The 14,846-nt window shown below is 47.4% G+C and carries 5 protein-coding genes; all 5 read right to left on the reverse strand.

Translation table 11 applies throughout. From position 1 onward, the window contains the following. Positions 1 to 142: 142 nt before the first annotated feature. Positions 143 to 5,518, reverse strand: a complete 5,376-nt coding sequence (locus tag ACQ4M4_RS12445; protein ID WP_430684801.1) for a hypothetical protein — start codon at positions 5,516 to 5,518, stop codon at positions 143 to 145. Positions 5,519 to 5,899: 381 nt separating this feature from the next. Beyond that, positions 5,900 to 6,742 carry a DISARM system phospholipase D-like protein DrmC gene (gene drmC / locus ACQ4M4_RS12450; RefSeq protein WP_430684802.1) on the reverse strand — a complete coding sequence of 281 codons (843 nt, stop codon included), beginning with the start codon at positions 6,740 to 6,742 and terminating at the stop codon, positions 5,900 to 5,902. Beyond that, complete coding sequence (gene drmB / locus ACQ4M4_RS12455; protein ID WP_430684803.1) at positions 6,739 to 8,610, reverse strand: DrmB family protein; 1,872 nt, start codon at positions 8,608 to 8,610, stop codon at positions 6,739 to 6,741. Before drmB ends, drmC begins: the two co-directional genes overlap by 4 nt. Positions 8,611 to 8,618: 8 nt before the next feature. Further along, positions 8,619 to 12,614 carry a DISARM system helicase DrmA gene (gene drmA, locus ACQ4M4_RS12460; protein ID WP_430684804.1) on the reverse strand — a complete coding sequence of 1,332 codons (3,996 nt, stop codon included), beginning with the start codon at positions 12,612 to 12,614 and terminating at the stop codon, positions 8,619 to 8,621. Further along, positions 12,611 to 14,701, reverse strand: a complete 2,091-nt coding sequence (locus ACQ4M4_RS12465) for a UvrD-helicase domain-containing protein (protein WP_430684805.1) — start codon at positions 14,699 to 14,701, stop codon at positions 12,611 to 12,613. The genes drmA and ACQ4M4_RS12465 overlap by 4 nt, the downstream gene beginning before the upstream one ends. Between the last annotated feature and the right edge of the window lie 145 nt (positions 14,702 to 14,846).

Below are 14,846 nucleotides of genomic sequence, written 5' to 3' on the forward strand. Positions count from 1 at the left end.
TGACTTTGCGCTAATCTTGGCTCACTTGGAGTAAAGAAGGTTATCCACAAAATCAGCAGAATTAGACTACCACTTTCAAGTTTCTACCCTTAAAGCAAGGCTAGTCTATTGACCAGAAGTTTTCTCTAATGCAACTTCCTACTTAATTAGAAGAGTTCGATAGAGAGTTGGCTACCTGATCTGCTAAACTTCTTGCCCCCAGTGCGTCAACTTCTTGCAACCGCCCAAGCAAAGCCCTTAAATCTTGACACCGCGATTGCTTAGAAATAATCCAACTGTAATCAGAATCCCATAACTCAGCAAGCACTTGAACTAAGCTCTCGCTTTCATCATTCCTGTCATCGGGTAGAAGATCTGAGTGTTTGACGATCGCTTGAAAGATACTGCGCCGAAACTGTTTATACCCTGATGCCCTAGCTACACGATAAAGTTTCCTTCTCAACGACCAGTAAGGGAATAAAACCTTCTCAAAACGATTGAAAAATTGTACAAGAAGCTGATCTGAAATTTCTATATTCTCGGAGTGCTTTGATTTTCGTAACAGTAGCTCAATTAGTTTCTCCCAAGCATCGCTAATGTTACCAAGAATTCTAAAATCAGAAGTTGACTGGTCTTTAAATTCAAAAAGATAATTTCCAATTAAAAGAGCTATTTGGCTCTTAAATGAGCTGCCACTTATTGCTGCATTACTATCATCAATACAATAACTTAAGGTTTCAATCACATTTTCTAGCAGAATACAATCTATTAAATTAGATTTTTTGAGTAAATGAATGAGATTACTAATTTTCTCTAGAGCATTTCCATGATGAGATAGGATTACTGAATCTAAAAGACGAGACTGAATCTGACTAAGGGTTATACGTACACTCTTGTAACGATAAAATTGTTCTGAACTCTGCTTTTTTTCTTGACTAGCTTTGTATTCTACATAAATCTTTTCTCTTTCCTGTAAAAAAGCTAGAAATACTTGTTCAAACAAACCAATAAAAAATTCTCGCGGCTCATCACCTTCCAATCTCATCTCCAATATAGGGATGAACGCGGCAGTTAAAAACTCCCAATCCAAAGAATTTTGAATAAAGCGTTTCTGTAGCCAGTCGGGAGTTTGCTGAATAGGTTGAACTAATACCTCTGGAATCCATCCAAAAGAATCAGTAATTGATACTAGTTGCAATCTACCTTCAGTAAAATCATTCTGTAAGATAAGCCAAGCTTCTTCAATTTGAGAATCTTCTCTTTTGCTAATTTCATAGTCAATCTCTTCAGGACGTGGGACTATATAGGACCTATCTGGTTGAGCAACTTTCTCAATATGCTTAATATAAGTAAATGCACGGGTTAGTGATATAAGGCGAGATATGAGAGGGACAGCATTAACAAGACGTTGAGTAAGTGGGTGTTCCAATCCGTACTCTCTGATCCACATTCGTATAAAAGCGGAAGTACTCTCATTTCGCTTACTGATTAAGCATCGAAAAGCAGCTGTGCCAATTGAGTTATCAGACTTAAGTCCTCTTATTAATTTAGGAGATACGTGAGCAATGAAGGCACTAGCATCCAAGTTGTAAGCTTGGCAACGACTACAATTATCTAAAGAAAATGAAAGATTTATAAAAGATTCAGCCAAATTGCTCAGATCAGTTTCTAGCTCCTGGTCTAGAGCGTTGGATGAAGGCTCTAAAAGAACTGCGATTGCTGCCCACATTAAATTATTAAAAGCTTGAGGTTCAAGAGTCTCCTCAAAAAACTTAATTTGCTCTTCACTTGATAAAAGCTCTGTTAATTGATTATGCAACTCTAGTGTCTTTCCTTCTTTACCATCCAAAATGTTTCGGCAGGTCATTATAATCTGATAGTGCCGGAGATTATTCAATGCAGTCTCAGCTTTAGCATCAACTTCAGGATTATCAGGTAAGTTATTAATGAACTGAAAGGTACGACTACCTTTCCCATCCTCAATCACATTCCAATTTGCGCGATCAAACCAAGATCTGAGTCTCAAAGCTCTATACTGACTGACATCTGGAACTAGACCAATTTGGTATGTATCCCAATCTTTCAAAATTTTAGAAGCTCTTTCAGGAGGAATTTTCTCCTCTAGCCACAGTTGAAGTGCAATTTGCAACAAAGGATTATAGCGATGTTGTAACTTTTGAAACTCATAGAGTTCTTGCCGATCTTCTTTAGATAACTTTTGCGCTCCAATTGAATCAAAAGCATAATCTTGACCTTGATCAATTTGCTCGAACTCAAGCCAAATAAATAACTGTATCGATGAAACAAGTGGCAACAGAAGGTTAGTCAACAGATTTGGATAACATTTTGCGAATGAAATAAGAACTCCAACCAGTGCCACTGTGTCAGCATGTTTAAGAATAAGCGACACAGAGTGTTCAATTGCTGCCATTGTTGGACGGTTGTAAAGCCAGTTCTCCAAAGTCATCAGGAAACATGCAACAATTTGCGGTGCGGAAGGTAATTTACGGTGCCAGTACAAAGATTTACGACCACCTTGAAAATACTTCCTGCTACCATCAACAAGAAGAACTATCCCGTCAATGTCTGTTTCCATAGCGCTTTGCAGGATAGCTGCATCAGACTCTTCCTGATCAGTCTTTCCTTGATGAAGCCGTTGCCACCGAAGCTTATGCCAACGACCTGTTGCAACTTTACAAAGAGTTGATATTGTACTAATTCCAAGCTCCTCATTAGCTGTTAGCAGAGAGATGAGTGGTAAAAATTTGAACGTTACAACATCTATATCGTGAGATCCTTCCGTTCCAAAATCATCTTCTAAGCTGTCAAAATCCTCATCAGATTCATATCGATAGCGAGGTGGCTCAATCGTTAATGCCAGCAACAGTTCAACCCCAAGTAACGGAGCAATCCTAACTACACAATCGAGGTACAGACCACCCTGTTTAAGCATGAATCTACGAAACTCATGATTCACACGTCCCAACGGACCTTGTGGGTACGGAGATTCAAGTATTCCAACACCAGGTCTACTAAGCAGGGAGGATATCTCGGTTGGTTCTAGTTTATTAGCCGGAACAATTTCCCGACCTGCTAACGCTCGTAAGAACCAAGTTGAACGTTCGGGAATGATTTTGAGGGAAAAAACTATGCAGGAAAAAGCATTTGACCTAAAGCCGCCTAAATCATAGCTTCTTTTTCTAAATGGCTCAGGCTCTGGCAGTATCCCTTGCTGTCTGAGCTTAATAATCTCATCAATTTCCCTGTGATCAATAATTTGTGTCTTCGGAGCAGGATCAGGTAACAGTAGCTTTTGTGCAAGATCGAGTATGAATTCTGCTACTTCAGACCGAAGTGAGAAGCCCTCTGCGTAGTCACTCCAATTTAGCCAAGCCTCAGCCGCCTTGAAGACTATACAAGAAGCTTCGATTACAGTTTCTGGAGTTTTGGATAGTAGCCAATGCCAAACGGGTTCCCACAAATCGGGTTTTGGAATTCCTGTTATTTGTTCTTGAATAGCAATGCGTGTTCGGAGAGGGGTGGATTGAAAACCGTCTGCATGAAAAGGATATGGCTCTGTTGCGATCGCCAAAAGGCGAGTAATGAGACGCTCAATTACAAATGGCAAATTTTCATCAGGACATCCCTGAAGAACAGAGCCTGGTTGCTTACTGAGAATTGCGCCGTCCAGAAGTAAATCCAACAGTTGCAGATGGTCACCTTCTAAAGCTTCGCATAATAATTCTTGCCAAGTTTCGCCTGCGCTTGATTCCAGTGCAAGCTGTAGTGCAAACCAGCGAATAGGTTGAACCCAAAATGGATTTTGCAACCATTCCACTAAATGTTCACTCTCAATCTCTCGACAGTTCGCTCGAAGATAATAGAACCTTGCACAATCTCCAACAAATCGATGGGTAGTAGCAATCCGCCCATCAACAATCCGAAGGCAGTCTCGCCGCACAAGTGCGCGTAAGGTTTCATTTTCAATTAACGAGTCAAAATAACATGGAAGGTCAGGTGTAAACCTATTTGCCAATTCCTCAGCGATTTTAGTCAATGCTTGACCTAGAGCATTGAAATCTTGACCATCTTGAACATGGCTACACCAAAACCAAGTTAGTAAATCTAAGTCATTCCTGAAAGCAGAGACATCAACCTGATCCCTCTGAACACTACGAACTAACCAATCGATCAACTTCAAGTTTAGAGCAGGACCAAATTCGCGATGCCGTTGAATCAAACCAATAATACTGTCTGGCAATTCCTCAGAAGACTCAAGTTCCTCAATAGGAAGTTGTGGTAACTCAACGTCAGCATATACAAAGTTATTGCCAAATTGAGCAGAAATCTTTTCACAGATACGGTGCTTAGCATCTATATGTGCCACAAGAACAAAACGCACATTAGATGATGTACTAGCAGTTAACGTATTATGAAGTAAATTCAAAACAGCATCGAAATGCTGATCCTCTACATCACTCAAATCATCAATGACGACGAGAATTGGTTTTTGAGTAATTCGAGCAATTAAAAGCTCATCAAGCCTTCTTAGCCCTCGATTAGCAATTACATCAGAAGATTCTGTGAAAGAGGCAATATCAGACGCATGAAGAAATAAGCAGTCAAAATTTTTCTTAAAATCTTGCTGAATACCTATCCTGCAAAGTGCTGATTTTCCTGAGCCAGATGGACCGATGAGAAGCGTAATACTCTTCTCTAGTAAAGATGCTCGTAAATCTAAAAGCTTTGCTCTCGGAAAAGTGATGTGATCACCGAGCGTCTCTCTAATAGCACAAAGTCGGTTGTGAGATAGGCTAAATAATCTTGCAAGTGTCGCTCGAAACGCCTCTATACTTCCATCATTAGCAAGCTCTTTCCAGATAAAAGTGCTTATACTTTCAGGAGAAAAACCCGAACCAATCTGAAGTAGGTAACCTAGCCACCGAGCGATCGTTGTCTCAGAGCCTTCATCCCGTGCAAGAGCCTGCAACTCAGCAGCCAAATCTTCTTTCGGGTTAGCAACTATCTGATAGTAAACACGATCTTTAAATATCTCTAGTTTTTCCTGGGGGTATTCTGGGGATCGAGTTCTCCAACCTCGAATAACTTGTTCAGGGTTTTCTTCACCCTCATACTGACCTGAAATTACAAATTGAAGATGTTCTGCAAGTTCAGGTGTGCAATCAAATGCAAGATTAAAAATTAACCAAAGTTCTTCAAGTCCTTTCCTGAGTGCTTCTTCTGAAAGAGTTCTCTTTACCTGGGTAAAGGTAACTACTTTTCCTGCCTCCGTGATGTCTGAAATTGCTTCAGCTAGAACTTCGTGAGCTTTGCTCAGATTCTGGCGATTCGCTTCGTCTGATGCCTTCCACTTAACAACAATTTTCCATAAGGTTAGAAGAAATTGATGATTAAACCCAGTTAAAGCAACTTGACCACCTTCTGCTCGCGCAGGATATTGCTGCTCCCATTCATTTCTCAATTTATCGAGCTGAGAGAGAATAGATAATTCAAGTTCTTCTGTTGCTGAGTTCATCATTTGTGATTGATTTCGCTTGCAGGTACTAGAGTTGGAGATTTTAATCCTTCACTGATGCTGCTACTGGAGCACTAGCAATCCTTCAGTACCTATAGCAGTTCAATTGAACTATATTATACTTCTGAATAATAGAAGGTGTTAGGGCTTTAGATAATATTCTCTCCATCCAGTTCATTCTCGATCACCAACCACTGTAGCTTTAGCTTGTCTTGCAGCCGATAGACATCCACGGCTCGAATGACGGGATGAATAACCGCATACTAAATGAATGCACAATCTCGCATATTGCAAAACTCTGCCGTCATATTAATGAGAAGGCGAAGTGATGTACAGCTTTCGAGAGTTTCCTTCGAGACGGCTGCAACAACAATTCTTCTGAAGCTAATGCTCTTCAAATTCCTTGAGCAGCGAAGAGTTGCTTCTCAAAAGAGCTAAATCTCCATATGCAATAAGTTGATCCATTTGCTGTATCACTTGTTCTGCAAGCCCATAATTATGGATCAAAATACCCATCTCGATATTGAGTGACATCGCATACTGAGTAAGATTCGCGCTAGAAATGAACAGGTGTTGACCATCACAAACTGCACATTTGGCATGAAGGGAACCGTATCGTCCTTGCTCATCTACTGGGCGCTTGTCTTTATGCCAGATATAGACCTGAGTACGTTCTAGAAGTTGAGAACCAAAGCTGGCTGCCATACCATAAGCAATCTTGCCATTGCTCGCTTCTGGTGTTTCAGCAACGATGCGAACCTTAACACCTCGATCGATCGCAGCCATTAATGCCTTAACAATCTCAGGAATGTTGTAAATGGCAAAGCTGACAATCAGGAGATCCTGTTGTGCGGCTCGAATCAGTTGCAGCAACGCTTGATCCGTTCGCCGCATTGGAAGTGATGCGGGATTCGGTCCTGTCCAAACTAACTCTGCTGATAATTCTTGGTGCAATTTGGTTTGGCAATGAGCAGCAGTGGAGAGCGCGATCGCCATTACCTTCCCATCCAATTCACTGGCTTCCGTCTGCCACACATCAACCAGGTTGCTCACCGCCTGTCGCCATGATCCTCTGGGTAGAAGTTGCAGGAGTTTGGGTTTCATCTGGGATGGCTCACACCGCTCCACTCCCATTAGCACTTTAATTAGGGAGTCCAGGGTTGAGGTGGGCACCTCCTGAGTGACTTGGCGAACTTGTTCCAGCAGCTTGGGTGAAAAGGTGGTCACATCAGATCCTTGAAGAAGGCGATCGAGGATAGTTCGGTCTTGACTGTCGGAATGAGCAGCGTGCGATCGAGATACTTGTTACCCCGTTCGCAGGACGTTTCTGGGCTGAAGAGACAAGCATGGCAAGCAGCCCAGTGGAGAACATTCGGGTTCTGTAAAGGACTATGCTCTGCACACAACGGATCAGAGGCACATAGCCGCATTTGATCCAATGCCTGATCAATATGGCGACCCAGGGTAGCAGGTTCACCTAAACTCACCAAGCCACCCAGTGTTCCCTCACTATCAGGCGCGGCAGTGTAGATGAGAATCCCTGCCATTGGTCCGTTATCATCTTGAGGAGATTTCGAGTAAATCCGCTCTCGGAGGCTAGCTGCGGTATAGCCACACTCGATCGCTAGCTGTCGCATCAGGGCATGGGCAAAGGAATGCAGCAGGATGTAGCGGACACCGGGATAATTGGCATTGGGATCAAGGGATCGTGCTGTCCGCCAACGCTGATGTGCCTCTACGCTCTGCTTTTTGTATTCCTTCAATTGTGGCAACGCTTCCCATTGGGCGATCGCCTGTTCACTGAACTGAATAAACAGTCCTTCACCCCGCACTTCTGTGGCTGGCACCCATTTTGGTTCCTGGCGACTTAACGGTGCCCAGTAGTCCTCAGGAATCTCACCCGTTTCCACAAAATCTCCAGGAGATTCGATGCGGGTGAATCCAACCAGGGCGCGAACTTCTCGCAACCGTTCAACCAACACCACTTTATTGAAATAGGATTCATAGCCTTTAGGTGGGGCAACGGGTGTGAGCCAAAAATCTGCTGAATTGAGGCTCGTATCGGCATTGGAGAACACTTGCCACTCTGGAGTTTTAATATCCTTTGCTTCATCGTCCCCATCATCTGAGGGTGCGGATCGCTTTTGTTGCACCTGTGCCCAAAGCTCTGCATCCGAATACTTGGCAAACTCCTTTAACTGCCCAATCAGCCGAAAAGCTGCTAGAACTTCCAGACTGAAGGCTTTCTCCAACACCGTCCAGTGCTTCTCAACCAACTGCGCCAGCTTATCCACGGCGGTTGGAATCGAGAGGGCAGAGAGGGTTATCGGGAACCAGCTATTAGACGCACCCAGCAAAATACCCACCATCTGCTGGTCGCAGCCGCCCTCATCAAAATTCCGCAAGTGAACGTGGCGACCGCGACACTGAGGCATAAACTTCTTGCCTGGTTCACCAAAGGCATCGGACATGCGGCGATTTGCACCACAACCGTCGCATTTCACTTCAATATCTGCCGCAGAACCAGACACACCATACTCGTTCAGTCGCAATGTACCGCTTCCACAATCACCCCCGCGATGAACGAAATACCGCCAAGGGAAATCGTCCAAATGCCCGTGCTTACATGCCACCAAAAATCGGGCAGGAATCACGGTGGGTGGAAATTTGCCTCTCGGACAGTTGGTGTGGATATAGCGGTTTTGGTCGGGGCGGAAGCGATCGGTCTTTAGATCAAACAGTCCTGACTGAAGTGGAGCCAGCAAGCGACAGTTTGGGCAGAGCATCCAGGTGGGAAAAGGAGACACTGGGATACCAACCCGCTGGCTTTCGTCTAGTAAATTAGGAACGCTATCGGACTCAGGTGGCAGGGGTGGTGACAGCAGGCGTTTGACCGAATGACTGAGCGATCGCTTCACGGCTGCGAGTAACCGTTCTTCGCCTAATTCTGTGGCATGGGTAATATCCCAGTCATCCAGCCCCATCACCATTGTGGAAAGGTTGGGTAGATCGATGACAGAGCCAATACCAGCCGAAAAGAGAATTTGGCTGGGACGCAGTTCACCGACTTTGTTGCGAGTTTGTGCTTGTGCCATAAAACCTCTTAGGGTGAACTGGGCATGGGTTGGGGAGAACGAAAGTCATCGTCGGGAATGCGATCGTCAAGAATGAGTCCGATCGTCGGTTCCACATTTCGCAGGGAGTTGAGACAGGTGAAGGGTTGCCAATCCCCCTGCCCTGGCTGTTCCAGCAATCCCTGAGTAATGCCGTCCCTCTGGGGTTGATAGCCCAGTACGGCTCCACCAACCAGGTTGTCCGCTTGCTCCAACCAGTAGTCCAGCTTGGCTTCTAATTCCTGCTTGACGAGATCTCTGGTTTTAAGTCCATCCACATTGGCAGCACGAGTCACGATCGTTTCAATCGCTTCTTGAATGAAAGGATGGTTGCGATCGATTCGTCCAGCCTTGTCGTTCTTGTTGAGTTCAACACCCTTCAATCGCACCAACGAGACGAGTAGTGCAGCTAGACCCCGATCGATCGCACGGGGGGCAAATGGTGTGACGGAAAGCGCCTCAACGTGTTTATAGAACGTGGCGTGATAATGTTCAAACTGCTCGTAGTGGGACAAATCCCTTGGTCGTGCCCAGTTGTAAACGGTGAACACGATGCCAGGAAAGGTTCGTCCGACACGGGAAGTCGCCTGAATGTACTCCGCCGTTGTCTTTGGTTGACCTGTCACAACCATTGCCCCTAGCCGCCTTACGTCTACACCCACCGAAATCATGTTGGTTGCCAGCAAAACGTCGATGGGTTTACGAGGATCAGTTTTCTTATCTCGGTTTGGGTTGAAGGGGACTTCCAGGGCATCTAGGACAATTGGAATATCGGTGGAGGCGATACGGGAGGTGAGTTCTTTGACTTCAATGCGCGATCGCCGTGCCAAGCCCCGTTGATCCATCTTGCCCAGGCGCGATTGGATGTCGTCATCCACGAGTCGTCGGGTTCCGCCTAACTCTCGCATGGAGTTGAAGTAGCCCACGGTCGTCATCCAAGGGTCAACGGCTTCTCCATATTTCTCGTAGAGTGCCTGGGATGCGGCAAGTACAGCGGTATAAACCCGAATCAGTGCCGCTTTGAGCCTGCGTCCTGTGGCGCAGATGCCCAGGTAGCGCCGTCCGGGGTACTCCTCGCTCGGTTCGCGCTGAAGGGAGAAGAAATTATCGGTGACATCCAAGCCCTGCGGTGGAAAGACCTGTACCTGACGCAGGAAAAGGTGATGAATTTGTTCGCGAGCTTGGCGAATGGTGGCGGTTGAAGCAATCACTTTAGGACGTACAGTTTTGCCGTCTACTGTCCAAGAGCAAAGTTTATCGACGGCAGTTTCGTACAGACCGACCAGTGTTCCCAGCGGTCCACTAATGAGGTGTAACTCGTCCTGGATAATCAAATCGGGTGGACGTAAAGGATTGTGGGGGAGAGTCTTCGCAAGGGGTTGACCGTATTTGGCAGGGTGACTCGGAGAATCCTCAACTTCAGGTGAGACAAACCCGTGTCGCTGACAGTAGCCTTCGACCTGTCCAAACAGCATTTGAACAGCCCCGTTCCAGGGCATCTGAGCGAATTTATCGACGGTTGCGATCAGGAGCGTTGGCAAACGACGATAAATCTCCTCATCCACCACCAGAATTGGTAAACCTTCAGTGGGTGATTGTTTTTGAGTAAATAGACAGCGACCCAGCGCATCACCACAGTAGATCAAAGTGCGTGCCTGTCCTTTGGCAAACGACTCTACCTTAATATGCTGTTTACCAAGGTCAATCTTGGAGCCACACCAGGGGCAATTCGTCAGTTGGTGAGGAGAACCACTACTAGTGGGTTGATACTGTCCCAGCTTTTGTTTAAGGAACTCCTCACTCTGCTCTGTGCGGTTGGGCGTGGTTTTCTGACCCACCCACAAGCCAATACGAAACGGCTCTTTACCCCACTTGACGGGGTTCTCTCGGCGGATGGCTTCACAGGCGCAGATGAGTGCGGTTGCCCGTTGGAACTGCTGGAGGGTTAAGAGTCGTAGCGTGTAGCGCATCAGAACGGCAACACCCGATTCTCCAGAGCGTCCGGCAATGACTCCCTGTAATCGCCTAAGTCCAATCGTGTAAGCGGTTAATCCCAGATAAGCTTCTGTCTTACCACCGCCTGTCGGGAACCAGAGCAGGTCAGCGATCGCCCCAGTTTCATGGCTGCGATCGGGATGGTTTAGGTCAGTGATGCTGGGTAAGTTCAGCAGAATGAAAGCAAGTTGGAATGGTCGCCAGGAACGGTTTTTTGGAATATCAACCGTGTCTAGTTCAACCTCCTCGCCCCGACGCTTTTGCTCAGAAAGGATTGAATGAACCCGCTGCTGCCACATTGCCCGGTTCATGAATTGGAACGATTCTAAGGCTTGTGGATTAGATCGCAGGAGGTCTAACCCTGTTCTAATTCGCTCCAACGCACGGGTGCAGTTGGCTAAGGTGTCGTGGGCGATCGCCTCATACCCCTGCAACTTAGCCGTTGAATCAGTGATACGAGTCGATTGGTGGGTAATCCAGTCAGCATAAGCTGTGACCAAGGGAGTAAGTTTACCAATCAGGTCAGTTGCCGGAGACTCGGCTAACTCCTTCATATCCAAAACTAGTCCTGTCAGTCCTGGAATTTCATCGGGGGTAGGAGCATCGGTCTTGGGGACTTCGTAGGTCGGTACAACACAGGTCCGAAGACGAATTGCCCGGTCGGTACTGCCTTGGGCTAATTCGGCATGAACTCCTGTTCCATGTCCAACGGCAAATTCCACCTGATGCCGATAGAGCATTTCCATCGCTTGTTCTTCGGCATACTGCACTGGGTCAAGTTTGCCGAGCGATCGCTGTTGAGCTTTCCGCAAGAAAATATCCGGTTGATTGGGATCAGCGGATGCGACACTCAATTCAGGTTGAAACAGCCATGCCTGGTCAGGAGAGCGATCGGGTTCCCGCTGTTCGTTCACTAAGAACAAACTGATGATCCAATCATCTCCGCACGGGCGAACCTGCCCACGCACGCACACGTCTCGATCTGGGTCAACGCGCCAGGGATCAATTCCACCTGTTTCAAGGGGAATCACGGGGGATTGTCCCACAACTGGATATCTGCGCCAAACCGTTTTCGGTGCGCCCGTCGGTGTTTCTAGATATTCACTCTTTGTACGCTCGTATTGTCCCCAGCCCGCTTTGATGCGAATGGCTTTGGCAGTCCCGCTCACACAAAAACTCATACCCAGCGACGAGGGAAACATAGTCTCGATCGCCGGATTGGTCGTTTCAGTCGCGCCGTCATCGATCGTGCCTGTCCCACCAATCGCCAGGTCATCCAGTTGTTCTGTCCCTTCCTCAACTGTTCCTGTTTTGGCGGCTGCCAGTTCATCGGTCTTTTCTAGCTGGTCATCCGGTTGGTCAGGACTGTTACGGCGGTGTAACGGGGCGAGTAAGCCAACCAAATAGCGATCGCTCACTCGTGCTTCATCGACTTCTTCGTACTCTCCCCCGGCTGGACCCAGAAGGTCAGCAAGAACGGCTTGTTCTAGCTCGGCTCGAATTTGGTAGTGAGAAGGGGGGGTGAGAATGACTGGTTCCGAAGGAGACGGTGGAGCCTTAGCCTGGGCTGTAGAGGGTTGATCTGCTGAGGGATTAACCGGAACAAACTGGATCTCAACCAATTTGCCCTGCCCTTCGCCCTTGTTCTCGGAGGTTGCAACGTACTGAGATTCGATTAAGCTCGATTGCTCCCAAATCGCAGGGGTAACTTTGGGTGCAGTAGATTTTGATTGAGAGACTTTAGGCTGTTCTGGTAATGCCTCAAGCGCCTGTACCACTTTGGCGGCGATCGTTTCTGACAAGGTGCTGTCTCCCAGAACATCGGCATCATTGGAGAGGTCAAGTCCTGCGAACAAGATAGCAAGATGTTGCTCAGAAGCTGAAACGACAGAACTCCAATCCAACTGGGCGGTGCGATCGCGCAATTGCTGGTTGACGGCTGCCAAGTCTAAGTCACCGGGGAGGATGGGTGGGAGCTTGATGATCTTCATGAGTTGCCGAGGTTCCAGAGGTGAGGATCGAAGGTTTGGAGAAGTGGGGAAAGCTTCTTGGCAGGCACGAGAACCAGAAGGGCACGCATGGCTCTGGTCATGGCGACGTATAGAGTGCGTCGTTCCCGATTCAGAATTTCAGTGGCAGCTTCCGGGGCAGTCCCTTTGGGGATGGTGGGATAGGCACCTTCCAGGAAACCTGCGATCGCCACGATGGGAAATTCCAGCCCTTTTGCAGCCTTAAGGGGCAGCACTTTTACGCCTTTGCTGTTCAGGTCTAGATCCTTGCTCGTCATGAACTGAGCCTCAATCCCCAGGTAGTTAAGCTGTCCTGTGATATTCTTCCCAACTTTCTCGGTTGGAACCAGGATGGCACAAGCTCCTAGCCCCAGTCGAAATTCATGGGCAGCAGTACGGCAAAACTGAGCTAGGAGGTTGCCTTCAGAATTGCGATCGGCAACGGCACGAACGGCAGGCGGTGGACCCGTGTGGATATAAAGCCGATCGCTGTCATCCTCGTCCAGTTTGCCTTCTTGCAGGTAGGAGTAAGCAGCCTCCCCGATCTCTTGAGTGGTGCGATGGTTCACTTTGAGAATGCCAGTACGCCCCACAAACTTGAGCGACTCATGAACGTCACTCCAGCGGAAGCTGCTGCCATAGATAGACTGATTGGCATCAGCAGTGATAAAGAAGCGGTTGGATTCCCGGCATAGTTGAATCAGGAATCTTAGGATGGTGGGGCTGAGGTCCTGAGCTTCATCGATGATGACGGCATCGTAAAGCGGGGGCTGGGGTGTTGACTGAAGGAGAGCTAAGGCACGGTTTCGCATTTGCGCCCAGGTTTCAATGCCCTGAGTCGCCAAAAGCTCATTGAAATAATGTCGGAGCTTCCAAATTGCCTGTCGCTGGGTTTTATTGAGTGGAATGCTGCGACCCGTGCGAGGGGTGGCTTGGTAATCCTCTAAGGTTTCAATACCTCTAGCATCAATAACTTCGGTCAGTTCCTCCAGAAGATACTCTGGTTGGAGTCGTTGCAGGATGAGCCGTTGGGCTTGCTGTTGCAGGACGTTTCCCTCCAAGGTGGCGATCGCCTTGGGTACAGCTTGTTGAATGAACTTGAGCAGTTCCTTAGTCGTTCCGATTTTTGGCTGACCTGTGGATTGGCGAACCAGTGAGGACATGAGAGCATCAGCAGTCTTCACCTCCACAAACTGAGCCTCTTGACCCAAAAGCTGTTGCAGCAGTTGCTCAGAAAAAGTGACCAGGGCGTTGGTATAGGTGGTGAAGAGGATTCGGGGTTGACGAGTGCCGTTCGCCTGAAGCTGTTTTAGAATCTCACGGGTACGGTAAAGTGCAACAGTGCTTTTGCCCGTGCCGGGACTGCCTTTTAGTAGAGTAGGACCCGTTGCATTGACTGCCCAGGTCACAAATTTTTCCTGTTCGGGATTGAGTTTGAGCAGGAAACCGAGTAAGTCTCCTTCTTTGAAGCGCAGTAGCTCATCTGGGGTGCCTGTAACAAAGCTGGGTTGGCTTAGGACTTGATCGAAGTTGGGAGCCGTAATGCAGTCAAAGAGGCGATCGCGCACACCGTCAGGAACATCGGCTTCGAGCAAATCATCGAAGGTGCGGCAGGCGAGGAGTGTAGGGAAGCAAGCTTTGGGGATGAGCAGGCGATCCAAGAGGTCTTCGGTTAGCTTAACCGGAAGTAGGTTCTCGGTTTGAGAGGGTTTTGGGGGAGGGACAGACGTTTTTTCAGGGGTCAGGAGGTCGTCAAGCTTAGAAAAAGGAGTGACATCAACCTCAGTGTCCTCGGCGACCAATTTATCGCCTTTGTAAATATCCTTACGAGCATCGACCCCAAGCAGAGCAACCCAACCACCGCCATAGGTGTAGATGATCCGAAAATCACCAGAGCGCAGGCGGTAAATATCGCCCTTGTAGCCGTGTAGCTTCTTCTTCAGGCTACCGTGGGGCTTGGGATCATCCCGCAGAACTTCGATCTTCTCTAATATCTGAACGACTCGCTCTTTGGGAATGGCGAGGAGTTGGTTGGTGAAGGTGGGCTTGTGGATGATCTCGAAGGGCATTTGGGCTACTTCTGGCAAAATTTAGCACTGTTAATTTATTCACCAGCTATTAGGATGCCCAGCAAATAGTTGACAATGTTCATGGGTGTGCTAATGAAGGAGAGACCATTGCCTCAAAAATAGTACAATTGAACCATAAATAAAA

This window comes from Leptolyngbya sp. AN02str, assembly GCF_050565595.1.
GTDB lineage: Bacteria > Cyanobacteriota > Cyanobacteriia > Elainellales > Elainellaceae > Kaiparowitsia.